This is a genomic window from Psychrobacter jeotgali, assembly GCF_904846315.1.
GTDB lineage: Bacteria > Pseudomonadota > Gammaproteobacteria > Pseudomonadales > Moraxellaceae > Psychrobacter > Psychrobacter jeotgali.
This window is the reverse complement of sequence record NZ_CAJHAF010000001.1, coordinates 2,174,705-2,196,874: the sequence shown is the minus strand read 5'-3', so window position 1 is coordinate 2,196,874 and position 22,170 is coordinate 2,174,705. Positions and strand designations below refer to the sequence as shown.

General features: G+C 42.0%; 20 protein-coding genes and 1 tRNA gene. 6 read left to right on the top strand and 15 right to left on the bottom strand.

Translation table 11 applies throughout. The features are described from left to right. Positions 1 to 53: 53 nt before the first annotated feature. From JMX18_RS09045 to JMX18_RS09030, 4 genes are all read right to left on the bottom strand, one after another. Positions 54 to 1,058 carry a YqaJ viral recombinase family nuclease gene (locus JMX18_RS09045; protein WP_406947370.1) on the bottom strand — a complete coding sequence of 335 codons (1,005 nt, stop codon included), beginning with the start codon at positions 1,056 to 1,058 and terminating at the stop codon, positions 54 to 56. 199 nt (positions 1,059 to 1,257) lie between these two features. Then, entirely contained in the window at positions 1,258 to 2,253 is a 996-nt protein-coding gene (locus JMX18_RS09040) for a DUF932 domain-containing protein (protein ID WP_201587050.1), read from the bottom strand. Positions 2,254 to 2,281: 28 nt separating this feature from the next. Next, positions 2,282 to 2,581 carry a hypothetical protein gene (locus JMX18_RS09035; protein WP_201587048.1) on the bottom strand — a complete coding sequence of 100 codons (300 nt, stop codon included), beginning with the start codon at positions 2,579 to 2,581 and terminating at the stop codon, positions 2,282 to 2,284. A gap of 127 nt (positions 2,582 to 2,708) precedes the next feature. Then, positions 2,709 to 3,623: a YagK/YfjJ domain-containing protein gene (locus tag JMX18_RS09030; RefSeq protein ID WP_201587046.1), complete on the bottom strand. Its 915-nt coding sequence runs from the start codon at positions 3,621 to 3,623 to the stop codon at positions 2,709 to 2,711. A gap of 507 nt (positions 3,624 to 4,130) precedes the next feature. On the opposite strand from JMX18_RS09030, the gene JMX18_RS09025 reads away from it, so the two are divergent. Continuing rightward, positions 4,131 to 5,498: a hypothetical protein gene (locus JMX18_RS09025; protein ID WP_201587044.1), complete on the top strand. Its 1,368-nt coding sequence runs from the start codon at positions 4,131 to 4,133 to the stop codon at positions 5,496 to 5,498. Between the two features lie 68 nt (positions 5,499 to 5,566). Here the strand turns inward: JMX18_RS09025 and JMX18_RS09020 are convergent, their stop codons facing one another. Both JMX18_RS09020 and JMX18_RS09015 read right to left on the bottom strand, forming a co-directional pair. Next, entirely contained in the window at positions 5,567 to 6,922 is a 1,356-nt protein-coding gene (locus JMX18_RS09020; RefSeq protein WP_201587042.1) for a tyrosine-type recombinase/integrase, read from the bottom strand. A 282-nt stretch (positions 6,923 to 7,204) separates the two neighbouring features. Then, positions 7,205 to 7,295: transfer RNA gene (locus JMX18_RS09015), tRNA-Ser, on the bottom strand. A gap of 223 nt (positions 7,296 to 7,518) precedes the next feature. Here JMX18_RS09015 and JMX18_RS09010 point away from each other — a divergent pair. From JMX18_RS09010 to JMX18_RS09000, 3 genes are all read left to right on the top strand, one after another. Then, a complete protein-coding gene (locus tag JMX18_RS09010) occupies positions 7,519 to 8,454 on the top strand; it encodes a DNA/RNA non-specific endonuclease (RefSeq protein ID WP_227674617.1) in 936 nt (311 codons plus the stop codon). Between the two features lie 99 nt (positions 8,455 to 8,553). Further along, positions 8,554 to 8,817, top strand: a complete 264-nt coding sequence (locus JMX18_RS09005) for a hypothetical protein (protein WP_201587036.1) — start codon at positions 8,554 to 8,556, stop codon at positions 8,815 to 8,817. 218 nt (positions 8,818 to 9,035) lie between these two features. Then, positions 9,036 to 9,419: a DUF2147 domain-containing protein gene (locus tag JMX18_RS09000; RefSeq protein WP_201587035.1), complete on the top strand. Its 384-nt coding sequence runs from the start codon at positions 9,036 to 9,038 to the stop codon at positions 9,417 to 9,419. A gap of 172 nt (positions 9,420 to 9,591) precedes the next feature. Here JMX18_RS09000 and JMX18_RS08995 read toward each other — a convergent pair whose 3' ends face one another. The 3 genes from JMX18_RS08995 to JMX18_RS08985 all read right to left on the bottom strand — a co-directional run bounded on the left by JMX18_RS08995 (position 9,592) and on the right by JMX18_RS08985 (position 12,800). After that, complete coding sequence (locus JMX18_RS08995) at positions 9,592 to 9,930, bottom strand: P-II family nitrogen regulator (protein ID WP_201587034.1); 339 nt, start codon at positions 9,928 to 9,930, stop codon at positions 9,592 to 9,594. 351 nt (positions 9,931 to 10,281) lie between these two features. After that, the gene (locus tag JMX18_RS08990) at positions 10,282 to 11,136 is read right to left on the bottom strand and encodes a universal stress protein (protein ID WP_201587032.1); all 855 of its coding nucleotides are present in this window, start codon (positions 11,134 to 11,136) and stop codon (positions 10,282 to 10,284) included. 164 nt (positions 11,137 to 11,300) lie between these two features. Continuing rightward, complete coding sequence (locus JMX18_RS08985; RefSeq protein WP_201587030.1) at positions 11,301 to 12,800, bottom strand: SulP family inorganic anion transporter; 1,500 nt, start codon at positions 12,798 to 12,800, stop codon at positions 11,301 to 11,303. 591 nt (positions 12,801 to 13,391) lie between these two features. Between JMX18_RS08985 and murD the strand changes: the two genes are divergently transcribed. Next, on the top strand, positions 13,392 to 14,825 hold the full coding sequence (gene murD / locus JMX18_RS08980; RefSeq protein ID WP_201587028.1) for a UDP-N-acetylmuramoyl-L-alanine--D-glutamate ligase: 1,434 nt from the start codon (positions 13,392 to 13,394) through the stop codon (positions 14,823 to 14,825). A 281-nt stretch (positions 14,826 to 15,106) separates the two neighbouring features. Then, positions 15,107 to 16,306, top strand: coding sequence for a putative lipid II flippase FtsW (gene ftsW, locus JMX18_RS08975; RefSeq protein ID WP_201588303.1), 1,200 nt, complete (start codon positions 15,107 to 15,109; stop codon positions 16,304 to 16,306). A 170-nt stretch (positions 16,307 to 16,476) separates the two neighbouring features. Here the strand turns inward: ftsW and gluQRS are convergent, their stop codons facing one another. The 6 genes from gluQRS to JMX18_RS08945 all read right to left on the bottom strand — a co-directional run bounded on the left by gluQRS (position 16,477) and on the right by JMX18_RS08945 (position 21,988). Then, positions 16,477 to 17,505, bottom strand: a complete 1,029-nt coding sequence (gluQRS, locus tag JMX18_RS08970; RefSeq protein WP_227674616.1) for a tRNA glutamyl-Q(34) synthetase GluQRS — start codon at positions 17,503 to 17,505, stop codon at positions 16,477 to 16,479. A gap of 157 nt (positions 17,506 to 17,662) precedes the next feature. Beyond that, positions 17,663 to 18,103 carry an RNA polymerase-binding protein DksA gene (dksA, locus tag JMX18_RS08965; protein ID WP_201587027.1) on the bottom strand — a complete coding sequence of 147 codons (441 nt, stop codon included), beginning with the start codon at positions 18,101 to 18,103 and terminating at the stop codon, positions 17,663 to 17,665. 502 nt (positions 18,104 to 18,605) lie between these two features. Next, positions 18,606 to 19,439, bottom strand: a complete 834-nt coding sequence (locus JMX18_RS08960) for a metallophosphoesterase (protein ID WP_201587020.1) — start codon at positions 19,437 to 19,439, stop codon at positions 18,606 to 18,608. 243 nt (positions 19,440 to 19,682) lie between these two features. Continuing rightward, on the bottom strand, positions 19,683 to 20,492 hold the full coding sequence (locus JMX18_RS08955) for a metal ABC transporter permease (RefSeq protein WP_201587018.1): 810 nt from the start codon (positions 20,490 to 20,492) through the stop codon (positions 19,683 to 19,685). A gap of 57 nt (positions 20,493 to 20,549) precedes the next feature. After that, positions 20,550 to 21,314: a metal ABC transporter ATP-binding protein gene (locus tag JMX18_RS08950; protein WP_201588301.1), complete on the bottom strand. Its 765-nt coding sequence runs from the start codon at positions 21,312 to 21,314 to the stop codon at positions 20,550 to 20,552. Positions 21,315 to 21,442: 128 nt separating this feature from the next. Beyond that, positions 21,443 to 21,988 carry a transcriptional repressor gene (locus JMX18_RS08945; RefSeq protein ID WP_227674615.1) on the bottom strand — a complete coding sequence of 182 codons (546 nt, stop codon included), beginning with the start codon at positions 21,986 to 21,988 and terminating at the stop codon, positions 21,443 to 21,445. Positions 21,989 to 22,170 lie beyond the last annotated feature (182 nt).

Here is a 22,170-nt window from a genome sequence, read left to right as displayed (position 1 = left end):
TGTGATAGGTGGGCGGTTATGCGCTTGCTTTATTTGCTTGACTGCATAGGTGCTTAGTCGCTCAAGATGACAAAGCGGCGACTGCCCTGCTTGGTTTTACTAAACTGCTCAAACAATTCAGGATGAGCTTTCATCACCGCTTTACTATCAAGACCAATACTGTCTTTGGAGCGTTTCCATGAGATAGCGCCTTGCTTAAAGACAGCGACTTCATTATCAGCAATCAAGGTTTGCAGTTGATGTTTAACTTGATCGTGGCGCTGCTCGAGCTCGTCCATAGAAGCACGGTAGCGCAGCAAGTGCTCAAATAACTTATTAGCGCCGTCGTCGTCTCGTAAATCGACTTTGCTAGCTGGTTTGGGCGCTGGATAAAGCAGCTTTAGTGCTTTGGCTGCTGACTCGCTATGATCAGGAGTGGGCGGGGTATCGGTCTCCACATACTGCCAGAATAGACGTTCCTGCTGAGTGATAGACTCAATTAAGCGCTCATCACGCTCTACTTTATATATCTTGGCTTCATGTCCGCATAGCAGGACACAGATATGAGCAGCACTTTTACCAGTAACCGCTAACTGATGCTGTACTTGGCATGTCACGTATAAAGGGACGCCATCTCGCCACAGCTTAGTGCCATGCTCACCAGCAGTTTTACACTCTAGTATTTGCACCTCCTCACTGCCTGTTACCGCATAGTCTAAATTAGCTAGCATAAAGGCTTTATCAGCATCAGGGTGCTGCAAAATAGCGTTAACCCGCCTGACCTTATTGCCTGTCTTTTCTTGATAGTATTTAGCCACCATCGGCTCTAAGGTATTGCCCCAATACAGAGGCGAGTAGCCTTCGATGCTATTATCTAAATCTGAAGTCATACGTCCGGTCTTAATCAGCCATAGCTCAAGCATGGATAGATAAGGGTGAATGCCGCAAGCGGCAGCGGCATCAGAGCTGCCAATGCCTTGGCGTCTTATCTCAAGCCATTTGTCACGGCTTAAGTCTTTGGTGCTGATCAGACGCTTAGCGGCCGCTGAGGAGTCAGGTTGAATGGCTTTATCCGCCATCCTAGCTTGCTTGAGCGTGGCTATAGGCTTACCTTTAACCGTTGAGCGTTTAGCTCTGAGCTGAGTGGTAGGTGTGTTTTGTAAAGCAATTAGGTTCATGATGAACTCCTTATAGATTAATTGTGGGTGTCAAATGAAATAAGCGGCATAAAAAAACCACGCTCAAAGGCGTGGTTGATTTATTAGGTAAGTACAGTCGTTAAGCGATTAAGCGTAGCGCCTCATCAAGACTTTTATCTTTCAGTTTAGCCCCAGCCCCAAACCAAGCAGAATCCAAACGATGATCCCTCGACATGGCACGGCGTTCATGATCGACATATTCAGTCATTGCAGACAGTAGCCCATAAGCGGTGTCCTTAGCGGAGGCCAGATCAGCCCCGCGACCTTGACCGTTAAACATGTTCATCACCTGATTCATGGCACGAGCATTGGGTACGGCGTCTTTCTCTTTCTTAGCGGTATTGAAAAGAATCAGGCCATCGTCCTGTACATCGTTAAACACACGGTTTAAGTAATTGGCCGCTTCTGCTTGGGTGACTCGTCGATTGGTTAACTGCTTCATCTCATAGTTAAACGCATCCCACTGGCTGACGGATACACCTAATTGACGTTTGACCTTCTCAGCATCAAAGGTAGTGCTGTGCGGTACTTTCACCACGCCGCCGCTACCATCAGCGAGGCTGATCGCTAGGGTGTTATTACACACTACCCGAATATTGGTGAACTGCGCGGTGGTCGCTAGTGTGCCATCACAAGCGGTTGCTAGTAGCAAGTAACCATGACTGACATCACCACCCCTTAGGGTCGCTGATTGACCTGTCCGTGCCAATGCCCAGAACTTACGGCCACCCTTTAAGACGCCTGCGGTTTCAAGCTCAAAGTCTGCTTGTTCGGTCAAGTCACGATAGAACTCTAAGATCTCATGAGGCTGTACTTCTTGATAGCGCTGACTGACCACTGATAATGGCTCAAGTGTGTCTGAGCGGTACAATACCTTGTTGTTGTCAAAGGGCATAATGAGGTTCTGACCTTTGTCATTATTCGCCATGTAGCTGACGTCTGAGGATTCAATACGCCAGTCCATACCGGCCTCCTTCGCCCAGATCTCGATAGGCTGCTTAGGCGATAGCTCTTGACCTAAGCCATGCCAAGGGGTGTCACCAACGTAGGCCATGGTTTCTATTAAATGTGCCATAAGAATATTCCTTGTGTTGTTTATTAAATTAAGGGGTATCAAAGCGTGAGTTATTCACGGTGTGATAAACATGAGAGCACTGATCACAGCGATACTGCTGGTGAGTGATCGGTAGCGTGTGATGAGGTACTGCCTGCTCAATAGCTGTGGCTAAGACACTGCCAACCACAATACCGATGACAGGGTGGATATTGAGTGTCCTACATAAGCCGATACTAAGAGGGACGAGTACTGCAGGTAAGGCCATCTCACTGATCAGTGGTTGATTGACACTATCTGTCCTTTCATATACTGCAGTGGACTGACAGCGTGGACATACTGGTTTCATAAGGGCTCCTTAAATTTAGGGCATAAAAAAAGGCCTGCTTAATAGCAGACCTTGAAAGGGAGTATTTAGATCAACCACTCACAAAGCGTGAGCGGTGGTATCTCATGAATGTAGTATGTATCTGAAATTAGTTTGTTATGGGTGGTAGACCTCTACGCTTAGCCGTTCTATATATGCCATGACCAAAGGTACGCATGCTAGGCAGCCATACTTTTAAGTGTTGACCTACCTTATCAGGTTTGGTTAAGTATAATGCTGTACAGATAGCATTCTCTACCTGCTGTGAGTTATCTCGGTGGATCATACCAATGCCTAATTTACCATATCGCTCATAGCGCTGCTTACGCTCTGGATCATGGTAGCTGTAATACTTACCTAAGCCTGCGGTTATCTCTTTCCATTTCTCCCCGACCTCCTTAGCAATATGCCAGTCGCTCTGACGCTCTGATCCATCGTAGATGAGCAGTAGGTGGCAATGTAAACCGCCATTCTCATACCCCTGTTCTAATGCCCAAGCGTTACCTTGCAAATGCTCAAAGCAGGTTTTCTTGTTACCAATCAGCTCTCTGAGCTTACTCATGTGATGATTAAAATCTTCAATGGTCACAGTGTGACTACTCTCTTGTGAGTACTTTAGATCGATACGAACGAATAGCAGTCTTGAATAGTGACTAAGCAAACTTCTGACATAGCTCTCAAAGTTTTGCCGATTCTGACTCTCTTGATAGCGCCAAGCGTTATCCTCGGTCTCAATGTCCTGTTTATAACAAGCTATGTTATTAACGAATTGCTGTGTTTTACCGTGATCCCAAATAACATCAGACGGGTATAAATCACCGACAATAGCATCGGTACTATAGACAAATGAGTCGATAGTTTGTGAATAAAATAAATCAGGATTTAGAGTTTCCATGAAGGGGAAATATAAAGCGTTCAAACGATTTTTAATATCGTCAAAATTGACAGGACTAAAAATGGTGTCTCTGACGAGTCTATCGATATTAGCGATGAGGTGTGACTGGTTGATAAGTGAGTGTGACATGATTATGCTCCATTGATTTTAGTTTGGTGTACATAACCATCAATGAAGTGCGTATTAAATTACTCATAATTATTTAGTATTTATTAATAATATAAATAACCCACTAAGCAGGTTGCGCTACAGCGCAAGCTGCTTTTTTAGGTTGTAACGTTTGAATGCGAGTGAGACAAGAATTTAGTAAAGCATTCACAAAATGGAGTTAGTAGATTGAGGCTGTTAAAATATATCTTCAATTACCTGATTCAGATAACGTAGTTAACACCTAAATGAACCGATGGTATTAGAACTAAACTATCTAAATTTATTGCTAGAACGAGGTTTGTATTCGATGTATAGTTGAAAAAAGAAGATGGAAGACTAAATACATTCTATTTTAAGCCAAAAGAAGGGCATAAGACTGCTCAAGCTCCTATATTAGGGAGTTTCAAAGTAATTTATTAATAGCTTTTTAGTACTTATATGGACTTTTATACCACTTTTTATGAGCTTTTTTATAGGGGTTTTTATATGCAAGACGACTTTGATGATGACTTTGATGATGATGACTTCGATGATGACGACTTCGATGATGACGACTTCGATGATGACGACTTCGATGATGACGACTTCGATGATGACGACTTCGATGATGACGACTTCGATGATGACGACTTCGATGATGACGACTTCGACAGCGACACCTATAGCAATGGTGTACTTTATGAATCATCTACTTCTGAAGAGAATACTTCACTTATACGAAATGAAAATTCCAATTCAAAGTTGGTCACTTCGAACTCCCCTAACGCAGGTTTCATCAAGAGTGATGATCAGTCAAATTCTGAACTCATTTGTGAGGTGCTACATAAAGCCAATGCATATGGCTTAGTTAAACAACTTAAGCTTGATGTTGACTCAAGTATTCATTACCAAAAACGTAATAGGGAAGAATTAGACAATTTTTTCAAAAAGATTGATCGCTTGAATCATGATGATTGCAAGAGCTTGGTATTTGCGCATAATATGTATGAGCAGAATTCATCAGCTAACATTGAGATTAGTGAGCTGGCTTTTAAATCACAATTAGTAAATATATTTAAATCTCAGCAATATCCAATTCAGTACTTCAATGATTTAATGCGATTTGAAATTAATAACCAGCTACCAGATATTTCAATAAAGTGGATAAAAGAAGATCTCCGTAGCGCTCTGCACTTCGCTTATCTAGTCCGTGATACTTTAAGTGATAAAGCTTTAGTTGGAGATAAGGAATTAGTTAATTACATTTTAAATTACTTGAAATATGAGGTTACTCATTTCAACAATACCAATATTGAACTTCCAAATTATGCAAACGATGTATATTTAAACGAGCATCCATTGATAGGCAAATTCGAATCAGTTAAGTCCCACTATTTTAGTAATCGCGCTAAAAAAGAAATTGATTGGCTTGAGTGTGATAATAGCGATCAAATTGAATGGGCTTACAACTATCTGAGCTCAGATAAGAGAGACCACCTTATACTTCAGAATATATTCATACCGGTCTCTTTGGAAGACAAGTACAATTTAATCTTAGCGAGTCTTGATGTCCTGTCAAATGTAAAGTACACATATGAGACTGTTACTCGAGATATAGATATAAGCGACCCTACAATTGATCTTGAGTCAATACCAGAAATATCATATAGAGCTAAAGTCATAGAGAACATGAAAGACGCATGGGCTAAATTTTCAGCGAGCAACAAGAACGAAGATCTAAGCCAAATAAAGATTTATAAAAAAGACCAAGATCTACTGGACTCTATTAAGAAAGCAGAAGGAACCACTTCTGCCTCAAAAGTTGTAGGTCAGTTGATTAAAGATGAACATGACAGAATCTTTAATAAGAAATAGATGGCTCTAGTATGCAAAGCTACTCGATTTGATATAATATTTTTAATAACTAACGTTGTAAGAATGAATTATTGTAATAGCATTTGCAACTCTATCTTCGTGATACCCTTATTAATGAGCGCTTGAATAAGGTCTCGTTTATCGATTGCTTCAAGGCCATCAGATTGATAGTTATTTAACGAACTCTCAATCTGCTGCCGCGCTGTTTGAAAGTCTACGACCTCGCCTGTGTCTCTGAGTAGGTCTAAAAAGTCTGCCCAAACTTGCATGATTTTACGGCGCTCTTCTAAATGCTGCGCGTGGTTATAAACCGCGCGAATGCTGCTTTTTTTATCGTGTGCCATTTGCTTCTCGATCGCATCGCCCATATAGCCAAGCTCGTTTAAGTTGGTTGAGGCAATGTGACGAAAGCCGTGTCCAGTCTGTTTACCAGCATATCCAAGTATATCTAGGGCATTATTGATGAACTCTGCACTATAAGGTTGGTGCATACCAGTATGATAAAACACGTATTCATATTCACCAGTAATAGCTTTCATTTCCTTTAGTACTGCTAGCATTTGATCAGATAAGGGAACTACGTGTTTACGTGCGATCTTAAGGTTATCAATATCAACACGCCATAAGCGATTAGGGAAGTCGATATGCTCCCATTTCATCATCCTAAGCTCAATGGTACGACAAAAAGAATAGGCTAGAAATTTCATCGCTAGGCGTGTCTGCTCGTGACCGTGATAGCTCTCGATATCTTGCAAGAGTTTAGGCAGCTCCTTAAGCTCAACATGCTTCATGTGCTTAGTTTTGGCTTTTGGATATAGCTCTTTTAGCCCTTCCGTATGATTGCTTTCGATTAAACGCTCTCTTTGTGCTCTTCTGAGTATGTTGCTAACCAAGTCAATTGTACGTCTAGTCACTTCTCTTGGTGGCATTTTTTCAGCGTTCACTCTGCTTTCAATGTTGTCTGCCATAGCTTTACAATCATCAAAGCTTACATCTTTTAGCGCAATGCCTTCAAAGTGTGGCAACACGTCTTTATGCATACGGTTATAGTCTTGCTGATAAGTCCGTGGCTTGACGTTACGCTTGCGCTCAGCGAGCCAGTCTAACGCGTAGTCATTAAATTTCTGCGCATGGATATTAGCAAGCTTATCTTGACGCTTTTTATTTTTTGGATCGATACCATCTGCTAGTAGCGCTTTAATCTCAGTATTGGCTTGTCTAGCTTCAGCGAGCGACATAATGGGGTAAGTACCAAGTGTGATACGCGTTTGCTTACCATCAAAGCGATAGGCGCTTATCCATGTCTTTGTGCCTGTATTGCGTACCAAAAGCTGTAGCCCTTGCTGGTCACTGTATTTGTCAGGACGCGAAGGTGTACATTTTTCACTAGGTTTAAGCTTGCGAATCTTACTATCGCTTAACATGTTGGTCTATTCCCTATGTCTACAAGCTATATGGCTCAGGCGATACAACTAAAACGTTGGTCTAAAGCCGAATCATAAAGCCTAAATGTTGGTCTTTTTGAGGTCTAATGAAATCATAAACCAACAGATAGACCAACACAAGCCACGGGATAGGTAGGTTATGTTCGGATAGATTGGGAAAATAGCAGACATAAAAAAACGCTAAAAGCGTTATTTATAAAGGGTTACAGAGGTATATAGGAGTGTTTAGGACAAGGTAGGAAAACTAGCTTTTAATAAGATTGGCGGTGAAGGAGGGATTCGAACCCTCGATACGCTATGAACGTATACACACTTTCCAGGCGTGCGGTTTCAGCCACTCACCCACTTCACCGTTTTGAGAACGCCTAGTTTGCAAAGACGTTGATTTTTAAGGGGCTTAGTTTTTAAGACCGATAGTATAGCCGATAACCTCTTTGATGTCACTGCTAAAAACTCATTGCTTGCGCTTTTATTCCCTTTTATATCTATACTGCCTGTCTTTGTTTATAATTAGGGTCTGCCAATATAACCTAATGGCAGATATTAAGATTTAGATGAAGGCTAAAAGTAAAGTAATGATAAATATATTTGGGCAACAGCCTCATATTCAGCAGCATATCGTTTGGCGTAAGATGAACCAAGCAGTGTTGAATGCGGTGCTGATTGCTAGCATTTTGATGATAATGATATTGCCCGCTCATGCTGATGACTTGTCGCAGTGTAGCGAGTCTTTTTATGGTGGTGTTTATCCTGAATTTACCAGTGATAAGCTAAGCGCTAATACTCAGTCGTTATGTATGGATGGCTTTGCGGTCATGTATTCAGGCTTATCGCGTACGCCTTTGTGGTCAGCTGAGCATTTGACCCGCCAGCGTATCCAGCAAGCCAAGCAGATTGATCGTGAAGACAGCTTCCATGAAGAAAGTCGTCTGCCTAAGTCTGCACGGGCGAAACTATCAGATTATTCAGGCTCAGGTTATGATCGTGGGCATTTAGCGCCCAATGGCAATATGGCAACCCGTAGCCAGCAATACGACAGTTTTAGTTTGGCCAATATCGCGCCGCAATCGCCGCGCAATAACCGTTATATCTGGCGCAATATCGAATCTGCTACTCGCTACCTAACCCAGCAATATGGGGAGGTTTATAGCGTGACTGGGGTGGCTTTTACTGATAAAAAAATCAAACAGCTTTCGGGACGAGTATTAGTGCCCAGTCACTTTTTTAAGGCGGTCTATATTCCAGCGATTAATCAAGCCGGCGTTTATTATGCGCCTAATGATGAATCCGAGCGTATAGAGGTAATTAGTATTGATCAGCTAGAACAACAGATAGGGATTGATGTTATGCCTATTTTAGATCGTTCGAGTAGATCCAACGCTCTGGAGTTACCCCTAAAAGCCGGTGAGGAGCTGGAGTTAGAAGTAGAGCCATCAAAAAATAACGAGCCTGAATGGATGATCTTTGTCTGGGCGATTATCGATTGGTTATTAGCGCAGTTTCAGGCATAGTAAAGGTCTGATAATCAGTAAATGATTTAAATATTGGCTCGATAGTTTACTTAACCTCTTCTATAACCTATAAAATCGATAAATGAATAGGAGCGTCCCATGATTGATCCTTTTGCTAATAATCATCAAAGTATACAGATTGGCGAGCTAGTTATAGAGAACCAACAAGACAAAATTATCATTTATGGCGATATAGATTTGTATCTTAATAAGACCGGATATGAACAGGCGCAGCAGCTGCACGAGCTGACCAGTAAGATATTACAAGCGTTTGAAAACACCGATAGGGATCTTAATAAAGAGCTTGAGTCAAAGGAAAATAGTGACCAATCAGACAGATTTATAGACAATCCTTTTTTGTAAGTATTTGATATAGTTTTATTTTTACAGCAATAATACTATATAAAAAATTTACTAGGCAAAGCTTAGAATTTGTTTATAATAAATTAAGTTGTAATTATGAACTTGGACTATAGCTTGGTTTATACCCTAGTGGCTTAACCAAAGCTATGGATGCAAAACAGCCAATCGCTTTAATAATCATCTGTTTTGAACAATCATCGTACGAAAGGAGTCGATTTATGAAATTATTTACAAAAACCGCTTTAGCTGCCGCTGGTATCAGTTTAGCCACTATGGCGTTTGCCGCTGATCCATTACACAATACCACTTGGCAAACTTTTGATGAAGGCAAACCAAAAGGTACGGTTAAGATTACCGAATCAAATGGTGTGCTAACCGGTACGCTAGTTGATACTAACTCAGCAACAGGTAAAAAACACGTTGGCATGAAAGTCATTAAAGGTCTAAAAGCTGATGGTAGTGGTAAATATAGTGGGGGTACGATTACAGATCCTGAAAAAGGTAAAGACTACCGTATGACTGCTCAATTAAATGGTAACACCTTGAATTTGAAAGGTTATATTGGTCCATTCTCTCGTAGCCAAGAGTGGAAAAAGAAGTAAGTTTATGATTCTATTGAGTAGTTAGGTGCTCAGTCATCATACTCGCTAGATTATTAATAAAAATCCCGCATTGCTAACAAGCTATTGCGGGATTTTTTGTGCTTGGCGTTTTTTATTGATGAAACATTAACGGTCTAGAGTGAAGTCTTAACTTTTGAGAACTCTATTGACCTTAGATAGCATCAGGACCAGTTTCGCCCGTGCGAATGCGAATGACTTGCTCAAGTGCGGTGACAAAGATTTTACCATCGCCGATTTTGCCAGTGCTGGCAATACGAGTAATGGCTTCGATAGCCGGATCAACCATTTCATCAACCACTGCTACTTCAACTTTTACTTTAGGTAAAAAATCTACCACATACTCTGCACCGCGATAGAGCTCAGTGTGTCCTTTTTGGCGACCAAATCCTTTAACTTCGGTAACCGTAACGCCTTTGACACCAATGTCGGACAATGCTTCACGCACATCATCAAGTTTAAATGGTTTTAAAATCGCAGTGATTAACTTCATGGAATTTTCCTTATATAGATGGTGTCGCAGGTTGGTAAGTATTTGCTAGCATATTGAGTAACTATCACTTTTATAGTTATTTAAGACTCATGACAAGTGCGCTCTAGGGGAAGTTATCGATGGGTGAATCAGTCATGAATGAGCTTAGTTGTGATAGTAACTACAGTAATGTGGCTTTTATTATAACCAACTTTTATAGCTTGCGGGGAGGCTATCCTGTGATGTTTTGCTAAAACCACCACCAAAAAAGCATCGATAAACGCCCTTGAGGATCTTAAATAAAAACCAGGACTATGATTTAATAGCTCCCCACCATAGAAGCAGTTTTCTTAAGTACAAGGATGGCACCGTTTAAACTTTAGGAAATAATAGATAAGGAGTTTTGGTACTGCCTAGTAGCTTTTTAGTATCACTGCCTTGTATGAGCTCACGCAGTCTTGATTGACCAAATGCTCCAGTCATTAATAGACCTATATCATGCTCTTTTTGATAATAAGTTAGGGCGGCGCTAACATCCCGGCAGTCTAACAATACTTTTTTACAGTTGATTCCCGCTTGCTTAAGCCGAGCATACGCCTCTCGTAAGGCATCACAGTTGGTAGAGTTCTCTTTACCGACCATTACGATATGAATGGTTAGAGCACGTACCAGTGGAGTCTTACATAACCAATTGAGCATCTTGTGGGTGGTAGGACGGTTATCAAAGGCAAATAAAGCATTCGTCGGAGTCAAAAAGGATGCATGAGTCACCAAAATAGGGCAATTACTTAAGCGTATAAGCTGGCTTAAAGTGGATTTGCAGGTTAGATGATGGCCAACCACCACTAATTGAGCGGTATCATCGACATAATCGAGGCTTTCAATAAGGTTTTCGTGTCGATGTAGAGTATAGGTTTTACACTTAAGCTGCTGCTGTTTGCAATAAGTGGCTGCTTGGTGTAAAAGTAGCCGCCCATGCGCCTTCAGCTCAGAATTCCCTGAGTGTTCATGACTGGTAAATTGATCCAGCAGCATGTTTTCATCATCGATATTTATGCAGCCCGAATAATTAATCGCTGCTTTTTGTTGTAAGCTTGGAACAGAATGTAGCAGGCCGATCGGAGCTTGAAGCCGCATGGAAGCCCAAATGCTGGCATCTAATACTGCCTGCACATGATCAGGACAGTCTAAACAAGCAATCACACTGTTAGGCTTTAAGTTACTCATAATACCACCACACCATCTCAATAAAGAAAGTATCACTAAACGGTACTTTTAGAACTGGAAAAGTAAAACTAAAAAAGTAAGGCTAGAAAAAACGACATGAGGTAAAAGGCTGCCGTACATAGGCAGCCTAATAAGCGTTATTGTCCATTTTTTAACTAAAGGGGTTAATCTAATAGTCCAATATCGCGGCGATCATGGATAGAGAAGCGATCGATCAACGTGCGGCTAGCTTTGTTCAGTCCTACCACTTTGACATCAATCCCTTCACGTTGCAAACGCATGACCAGTTTGTCTAAAGTATCCACAGCACTGACATCCCAAAAGTGCGCTTGATTCACATCTATATAGATAGTATCGAGCGCTTCTTTAGTATCAAAGCTATCTAGGAATTGAGTAGTAGAAGCAAAGAACACTTGGCCCTGTACATAATAATAACGTGTATTGCTACTCTCGTCGTATTCACTAAATATAGTCAAGAACTGGCCAATTTTATTAGCGAAAGCCAACGCAGATAGCAGCACACCAACCCCAACACCATAAGCTAGATTGTGAGTAAATACGGTAGTTAGGACTGTGGCTAACATAACGATATTAAACGACATAGGATGGGTCTTAAATTCGCGAATAGACTGCCAGTTAAAAGTACCTATAGAGACCATAATCATTACGGCTACGAGTGCAGCCATAGGAATTTGACTGACCCAGTCGCTTAAGAACACCACCATGATGAGTAGCACCACACCGGCAATCAAAGTAGATAGACGAGTACGACCACCAGATTTGACGTTGATCATTGATTGACCAATCATCGCACAGCCCGCCATTCCACCAAAGAAGCCCGAGACTACGTTAGCCATACCTTGACCACGGCACTCTTTGTTTTTATTACTAGGCGTATCTGTAAGCTCATCGACAATAGTCGCAGTCATCATGGATTCCAGTAAACCTACAATAGCTAGACCGATAGAATAAGGGGCAATAATAGCTAAAGTATTAAGATTGAGCGGAATATCAGGCAGTAAAAACATAGGGAGCGTATCTGGCAGGTCGCCCATATCGCCAACATTACGAATATCGAGTCCCATATATAGAGCGACAGCGGTCAGCCCCACAATACATACTAAAGGGGAGGGAACGACACGGCCCACACGAGGAATTAATGGGAAAAGATAAATAATCGCCAGCCCGGCTGCAGTCATCAAATAGACCGTCAGACCAACGCGTTCAGTCATTGGGTTTAACTCTGGCAATTGAGCGGCAAAGATTAATATCGCTAACGCATTGACAAAACCGATCACCACCGAGCGAGAAACGAAGCGCATTAAGTTACCTAGCTTCAAAATCCCCATGACAATTTGAATGACTCCGCATAGTAGCGTTGCTGCTAATAAATATTGCAACCCATGATCGGCGACCAGATCTACCATTAGCAGCGCCATTGCTCCTGTAGCCGCTGAAATCATGGCCGGGCGCCCACCTACAAAACTGATCACTACGGCAATACAAAATGAGGCATATAGGCCTACTTTTGGATCGACGCCAGCGATAATAGAGAAAGCTATGGCTTCAGGAATCAGAGCTAGCGCTACTACTATGCCTGATAAAACATCGCCGCGTACATTAGAAAACCACTCGTCACGTAAGCTATCAAAAAAAGAGGTCATAAGTAAACTGCATATAGTTAGAAGCAAAAAAGTAATTATTAGGCACTGAACATATTATTCAATAGCAATACCAAGAATATTATTCAGTAATAAAACTACGGCGGCGCTGAGCAAGCGAATGTTACTAAGCGTTTTAGTGTTTAAAGTATTCCCTGCGATATTACTATCAATAGTTCGTTTAAAGTATTGCGTAAAATCAATATTGCGTAAAACCTAAGGTATTATATAAGTGGCTACGATATATTGTCGTAGCGGATAGATTGTCAGGTGAGATGAGCAAAGCTACAATAGAGCCTATGATAAAATCGGATGCGCCCACCATAATGACGTATGATTTACTGCTAGAGACGAGTGAGATTAGCATAATAGATATGGCAACAACCCTGTATTAAAATGCAAATCCAACAACGCTTTTGAGCATATATAATTTAATATAAAAAACATGCGCATAATAGCACAAAGTGATGACAAAGCTGTATCGAAACCTGAACGATACCGTTATGATGCTCATCATGATATCAAAGACTATAAGTTCAAAATTTATATAGTTGAGAGCTTGAGCTCATGTAAGCCTCAATATAAGGAAGATATATGTCGAACCCAGTGACAACAGATAAATTCGTACATAAAAGTAGTGGACTACAAGTAGTGGTGGGCCTAGGACAGTCAGGGCTATCAGCGGCAGTATATTTGGCCGAAAAAGGTTTTCGTGTTGCCGTTACCGATGGTCAACCAGCCCCTGTATTAGCCGACAAATTACCTGAATCGATAACTATTCGTCAGTTTGGTGCTCTAGATGCCGAATTATTGCAGCAGGCTGATCGTATTATCATCAGCCCAGGTATTGCACTTAATACGGATGCTATCGCCGCTGCCCGGCAAGCGCAGGTACCCGTAGTTAGTGACATTCAGCTTTTTTGTGAAGCGTGTGACGTGCCGATAGTCGCTATTACTGGCTCTAACGCCAAAAGTACGGTAACCACTTTGGTAGGGCAAATGGCAGCTGATGCCGGTCTGAATGTTGGAGTTGGTGGCAATATTGGGGTACCAGCGCTGAGCTTGCTGTCTAATCCTGATATGCAATTGGCCGTGCTGGAGCTCTCAAGTTTTCAGTTGGAGACGGTGACTGGTTTAGGGGCGCAAGTAGCAACGGTGCTCAATATGTCGCCCGATCATCTGGATCGTCATGGCGATATGTTGGGTTATCATCAGGCCAAACATCGCATTTTTCAAGGGGCCAAGTCGGTAGTGATCAACCGTGAAGATGCATTGACTCGTCCGCTGGTGGCTGATAATTTACCTCGGATAAGTACCGGTATCCACGCTCCTGATAAAGGCCAATACGGTCTTATCACTGCGCCTGATGGACAGATATATTTGGCGCGTGGTGCCGAGCGTTTATTAGCAGCGGACCAGCTACCGATTAAAGGCCGTCATAACCTCCTAAATGCTCAAGCCGCTTTAGCTCTTGGGGAGTTAGCAGGACTACCACTTGATAGTATGCTGAATACTTTGCAGCATTTTACTGGTCTTGAGCATCGTTGCCAGTACCTCTCGACAATAGCTGGTATTGATTATTTTAACGACTCTAAAGGTACTAATGTTGGCTCAACTATGGCAGCCATCGAAGGCTTAGGTGCAGTTTATGCACCGAAAGATGGCAAATTACTCCTAATCCTAGGCGGTCAGGGTAAAGGTCAACAGTTCGGTGAGCTGGCGTCCTTTATCAATCAGTATGTCAGTAAGGTATTGTTTATTGGTGAAGATGCTGAGCTCATTGAACAGCATTTGCGCGCCGCAAATCTCAATACCGACGAGGTAGACGTTCATCAATGCCATACGTTAGAAGAAGCTTTTAATGTGATCGAGCAGGTGATTGCCAGTAGCTTATCGCAAGTTCAGGCCGTATTATTGTCACCTGCCTGCGCCAGCTTTGATCAATTCAGTGGTTATGAGGCCCGCGGAGTGCATTTTGGTCAACTGGTACAGCAAATGGCTACAGATAACCCCGCAACAAAAGTGTAGGGTTTGCTAAGTATGCAAATATGACTAATAGCATTATCAGTAGCATAAATGATTGTTTTGCTTAATAATTACTGCTACTGTCAACAGTTATAAGCATCCTTTATATTGACATAAAATATTAGAGCATAAAGTTAGGACATAGCATTAGGGGACGGCCTAGAATGTGTTTTCGTATTTGCTCCTTATATTTTCATCGTACGGTTTTGTGTTATTGTTTTGATGGTTAAACGGTGGCGTTTCATAAACGCCGTGTTCTTCAGCTTTTTAGTGTATTGAATATTATGGCGTTCTCTTCTTTTTCTCGTTCCTCTCGCAAAGCTCAATCGACTACCAGTAGCGACGGTGGCATTCTTTCTTTACCTTCAGCAAGTGCTGTGTTATTAGCCAGTGTGGGTTGTATGCTGGTACTCAGCTTACTGATGGTAGCCTCGGCATCGATTCCCTTTGCACTCAGTCGAGGAATGAGTGAGCTTTATTTTTTTGAACGTCAATTACTATTTATGGGTATTGGAGTAGTAATCGCTGCGCTTGCCTATTGGCTAGTACCGCTCAAAACTTTATATAAAACGGGCACCCAGTTTTTTCTACTGGGAATCACGGCGTTGCTGCTTATCCTGACTTTGTTTGGTACGCCTATTAATGGCGCTAAACGTTGGCTTGATTTAGGCTTTATCAATTTTCAAGTGGCTGAGTTGGCTAAGCTGGTGGTGATTGTATTCGTTTCTGACTTTGTGGTCCGGCGCTCGTTTGAAGTGCGCAACGGTTGGGACGGTTTTTTACGTATATCGTTGGTCATTGGCCTATTAACATTTTTGCTATTACTCCAGCCTGACTTTGGTTCATTGGTAGTTGTGGTAGGGACAGTATTTGCGATATTTTATATTGCTGGAGCACCCTATAAACAATTTGTGGCGTTAGGTGCGGTCGTTACTGTGCTCGGAGTGCTGGCGGTAACTATGGCACAATATCGCTTGACGCGCGTATTATCATTCTTAGATCCATTTGATGATATTCAGGATACCGACTATCAGCTGGCACGCAGCCTGATTGCTTTCGGCCGTGGTAATTTTACCGGCGTTGGCTATGGTGAAAGTGTGCAAAAGTTATCGCATTTACCCGAAGCCCATACGGACTTTTTATTAGCGATTACCGGTGAGGAGCTGGGGTTTGTGGGCGTTACTATGATCTTGTTACTGGAAGCGCTGATTATCGGTAGTGCTATGCGTATCAGCTATAATGCGCTAAAACGTCGGCAAATGCGTATGAGTTACACCGCTTTTGGTATTGGTATTATCTTTATTGCGCAAACCATTATTAATGCCGCCATGAATATGGGTGCTATGCCTACTAAAGGTCTGACCATGCCGTTTTTTAGTTATGGTGGTTCATCAATGCTCATAAGCTTGGTTATGGTAGCACTGCTACTTAAGATTCAAAAGGAAAGTCCAACTATAGAAAAGAGCCAAGGTCGTTATTATTAATAAGAAAAATAAACGAAGAAAAGTTTGCTTTCAAAGAGAAATGCGCTTGATAAATAAATAGAGAGTATCTTGGTTGAGTAAGACGTGCGCATAAAGTAATAGAGTCAATAGCAAATAAAATAAGTATATTAAGTAAAAATACGCCACTAATAAAATAATTAGTGGCGTTTTTATTTTTCAGTATCGGCAGTCAATAAGGAGCGTTTTCCTTGCAATGGCGTATTACTCCACTGATTAACCGCTTGTGCTAGCATGCGCTCAGGGGTATCTAAGTCAACGGCTGGCTGCTGTAATAAGTTCAGGGCTAAAGCAATGAGCTTGTTTGGACTGCGGGTATCGATAGGCTGGGCTAGATTCTGTTTTGAGAGTTTTTGACCATCTGGATGACAGATCAGTGGCAAATGATACCAGTAATCGACGGTGGGTAAGTTGGCGGCAGTCATAACGCTGATTTGCGCCGTAGTCAGCGGCATAATGTCCAAACCACGCATGATATGGCTCACTTGTTGCAGGCCATCATCGATACTAGCAGCCAAAATATAATTGATCATACCGTCTTGGCGACGCACCACCATATCACCCAAGGTCTGCTGCGGATTGCTCCATTGAATCCCCTGAATATGGTCCAAGAATCCGATACTATAGTCTGGCAACTGCAAGCGTAGCTTATGCTGCTGCTTATTAAGAAAGGCCTTTAGACAGCAGCGTGGGTAGCGCTGTCTATTGATTAAAGCAGGATCATTGAGCGCTTTATTATTATCCAGAGCTTTACTGGCTAACAACTCTGTATTGGCGGTTAGAGATTGCTTATTCTCATTTTTCTCCTGCTGCTGCCAATACTGTGCCAAGCTCTTACGTGAGCACTGACAAGCGTAACTAAGTGCGGCTAGGTTTGATGATAAATAATCATTATAGATATCAAGACGTTCGGATTGGTAGATAACATCTCCATCCCAATGAAGACCAAGGACTTCTAGATCTATCAGGATTTGTTCACTAAATTGACGATCACAGCGCTCGGTATCGGTATCTTCCATGCGCAATAACCATTGACCACCTAAAGATTTGATATGACAGTAGCTGGCTAAGGCGGTAGTCAATGAGCCCAGATGGAGCTCGCCAGTAGGTGAGGGCGCAAAACGGCCTATAGGCTGAGCTTTTGCTGCATGATTAGGCGTAAGGATATGGGAGGTATTCAAAATAAGGGACAACAGTAGTTAGGCACCTAAAAGAAATCTAGGTTGGCTAGGTGAAATTCAATATAAAGTTAACTTTAAATAACTGGCAACCAACTTATTGATTACCAGTCAAGACTACTTATACTTATATAGTTTGGTATGATTCAACCATACTGGCTTAAGTGTGACCTTGGTTTTGACGCTCTTTGATCTCAGACAAAGTTTTGCAGTCGATGCATTGAGTAGCTGTGGGGCGTGCTTCTAGACGACGTAGACCAATCTCAACACCGCAGGTTTCACAGAATCCATAATCACCGCTCTCAATTTCAGCGATAGATTTATCAATTTTGCGAATCAATTTACGCTCACGATCACGGGTACGTAAAGTTAAAGCAAACTCTTCTTCTTGAGTAGCGCGGTCATTAATATCAGGCATGGCGCTAGACTCATCCTGAATATAAGTTTTAGTTCGATCGGCTTCGCCAATCAGCTGCTGTTTCCAGTCTAACAATATGGTTCTAAAATGCTCTAATTCAGCATCTGACATATATTCTTCGCCCTTGGCTGGCTCGTAAGGCGTAAACTTCACATCGTTTGGATCTTGGGTTGGGCTGTTCATATAAATATCCTACTTTCTCAAATTAGTTCAACAAAACGACGTTGTAAAAGACAAAGCCTAAGAGCATCCTTGTAGACTATTAAAAGCTTTGCCGAAACGTTTTACCACGGGGTGACGCAAATAACACAGCTTACCTAATAATAAATAATACTGATTAACAATCATTAATTGATAGAGTGTTGATTGGAAAAATCTGGCTGGTGGTCGTTTTAGCTGTCCTAGCCATTATTCCTTTACTTATTACCCTTACCTCGTGTGGCAGGTAAGAGGTACTCCTGTTTTATCCTATTCTTTATAGTATTCCATTTACTGTTTTTTAGGGGTTCAAAATCATGACCTATGTAGGGGCAATTGTAAATAGCCAGCGTGTATATTGCCTTAATTATTTTAATACTCATCCTGTTTACTATACTGGATTAGCATCACTGATTTTGGTTATATGTTTTTCAGTAAAATGACAGTAGTTATATCATAAGCTAATGAATGCTATAGAAATTTTCGGTTAAGTATCTAATCTTTTAACCCAGCTTACAATGCTGCCATTGTTAGCCAATTGCAACCAACGGTAACCGGGACGTGCATTTTTGTCGTAAGCAAAATCATCTTCATAAGGTTTGAATTGGTAGCAGGTTGATGGCGTGCTATAAACGGTAACGCCTTGTCGACAACGCACTTGCTCTTGATGAGTGTGACCGCTAATAATAGCGCTTAGGTGCTTAAAAGGACTAATACGCTGCCAGAAGACTTCGGCGTTTTGAGCGATATGGTCATCTATCCATTCTGACTGCATCGGCAATACATGATGATGCAGCGCAAGAAGGGCAGGCTTGTTAGAAGTACTCAATTGGCTGCATAACCATTCGATATCCTTATTCTGCACTTTACCAGCAACTTTACCGGCGACCGCAGAGTCCAGCAGTAGTATCTGCCAATAATCCGTCTCAATCACATGTTGATTCAGCAAGCGTGGATCGGCAGGCTGTGGAACCAGCTCTCGCTGAAAAAAAGGTCGTTCAGAATATAGCTCATCAGTGACATCATGATTCCCTGCGATACAGGCAAAAGGTATCTGGGTTCGCTGTAAGACAGCAAAAATATGGTCATAAATAGTGCGGTTAACTTGATTAACCAAGTCACCAGTAACCAAGATTAAATCACAGCGAATATCTTCATCTAGTGCTTGCTTAACAACTTGCTCAAAGCTTTGTTGACAATTAGACTGGGTACGATCGGCGGTAAAAAGTTCTTTAGGCATCGATAAATGTAAGTCTGTTAGCTGTAGCACGTTGACTTGCATATCTGGGCTACTAATTTTATGGGCAGGGTAGCTTGCCATAGAAACATACCTCTTTTATATCAAAACAGTCATAGGTTGTCACTATTCTCAGGTTTTGCAGACTATGCCTAACACGTCATTAACTAACCCTTCATTAACTAGCACTTTATTAAAAAAGCTGATTAAATCATTAATCGATAAGTGGGTTATAGCATAATTTGCTTAAACTGCCAACGAATTAATAAAATAAGGTCGATAAGTGAGAGTAAGCTACTGAAATCTAAAGACCACAATAAGTGCCGATCAAGAATGAGTTTTCAAAGCCAGTAGCTTTGATAGGATTAGCGCTGCAAAAAATATCAGGGCTAACACCAAGACAATGGCCAGTCCTGTTTGTACGTCCACTAAAATACTGCCCCAAACGCCTAACGTAACCCCGAGCTGAGCAATAATAAGTGAGGATATAACCATTTGCTTAGGTGCTAATGACCATAAACGTGCGGTCAGCGCCGGCAAAACTAACAGCCCACTAATCAGTAGACTGCCCACAGCTTGCATGGCAATGGCACAAAATCCAGCCAACACCCCCATAAAGAATAACCGCTGCTTGGTGGGGTTAATGCCTTGGATACGAGCTAGAGCTTCGTGAGTAGCTAATTTGATTTGTGCAGGCCAGATGTAAATTAATAAGCCCAATCCTACTAGTACGCTAGCCGCAATCAAAGGTAAATCTGCCCAGTCAATCTCTAACAGATTGCCAAACAAAAATCCTAGAACATTAGCTTGCTGATCGGTTAATTGGGTTAAAGTCAGTAAACCTAAACATAATAGCGAGACCGCAACTACTGCCAGCACAGCGTCAACAGGCAGGCGCTCATCATCGATTACCACTAGCCCTACCACCACCATAATACTGACCAAAGCGATGCCGATTCCCATAGGCAGTTGCCACCAAACCGCTAATGCCACTCCCAGTAAGGTGCCATGCGCCAAAGCGTCGGCAAAAAATGCCATCCGTCGCCATAATACCAAACAGCCTAGCGGGGCTGAAAGTAACGCTAAAATACTGCCAGCAATCCAAGCAGGCGCAATGATGGCTAACCAAGCACTCATAAATGATATCCGTTAAATTTAAAAATAAACTTCTAGAAGTTTTACTGCTTTTAAAAACTACAACACTTCGCTGGGAGCATGATGTTCGCAGTCATGGGGTTTATGCACGTAAGGCTGTTCGTAGTGGTGCCCAAATAGCTTTTGGAATTCAGCAGTAATAGCGAGCTCGCTGGGTTGTCCTTCGCAGCAAATATGCTTATTTAAACATATCACCCGCCGGCTACCTTTCATCACCCAATGCAAATCATGAGAGATGACTAGCATGGCACAGCGCAGGAACTCAGGCAGCTCGTCAATAAATTGATACAGCCAAACCTCGGTATCAGGATCTAACCCTTGCATAGGTTCGTCTAAAATAAGTAAGTTGGGCTTATCTAATAATGCCCGTGCCAATAATACCCGCTGGGTTTCGCCGCCAGACAAGTGCAGCATTTGCCGTGATAATAAATGATTCAAGGACAATTTATCAAAGACAAACTGGCGCTGCTCAGGGGTCAAACGATGTTTGTTTGCTTGGGCTAACAGGTCTTTTACCCGTAGCGGCAATATCGGCGGTACTGCAAAGCGCTGCGGGACATAGCCTAGTTGCAAGGGCTGATGAGCGTTAACCTTACCTATGGTGGGGGTAAGCAAGCCTAATATTATTTTGACTAACGTCGACTTACCAGCACCATTAGGCCCAATGATACTGATAGTCTCATCAACCGCTATATCCATACTGATATGGGATAGTAGGCGTTGCGGGCCAATCTCATAACCGATATTCTCTAAGCTCAATAGCTTTTGCTTACTATGGATAGTATCACTTACAGAGGCCTGCATTTGCTTAGCAGACTTATGATTGACAGGCTTGATAAGGTTATTCATCTTATGACTACTATGGTTGGAGTGGTTGATATTTTGCTTAATGTAGTTAAAAAGCTTGGCGTTAAGGGTTAACCCATAGCCAATTATTGACAAGCTTGGCAGCGACCACTTAACTCAATCACGCTATGGCTTACCGTAAAGCCCACATCCTGCTCAGCGAAGCTCATCATCTCTTGAACTGGCAAGCTACTACACTCCTGCACGCGCCGGCAGTCGTCACAGATAAGAAATGCCGCTGTATGCTCAGCCCGCGGATGGCAGCAAGGCACATAAGCGTTAATTGAAGTCAGTTGATGAATAAGACCTTCATCCAATAAAAACTCCAAACTACGATAAACGGTTGGCGGTGCAACATTTTTTACAGACTGCATATTAGCTGAATCAGTGCTGTTGTTATCTGAGTCAATATTTTGTGCTAGCCGTGCTTGTTGCAGCTGAGTAATTAAATCATAAGCGCCGACGGGTTGGTTAGCTTGCAAGACCAGTTGGTATATTTGCTGGCGTAAAGGGGTAAAGCGAACACCACGTAGCCGGCACTGCTCTTTTGCGGCATCTAAACGTTTGGTGATGTCTTTGGCAGTAAAGTACTGAACATCATGCACATGATTAGATACAGACGAAGCGGACAAATGATTAGACACCTTATGAACCCCCAAAATAATGTAGCACTTTATATTGTTATAGTATAACATAATACAAGTTATAACATTACAATTTTAAAGCATAGTTTTCAAAGCTCTTATTCTTAAAATGCTCATATAGCTGCATAAAGCATAGCTGGGTAAAGCTATTGAGTTTTTTGAGCTGCCAT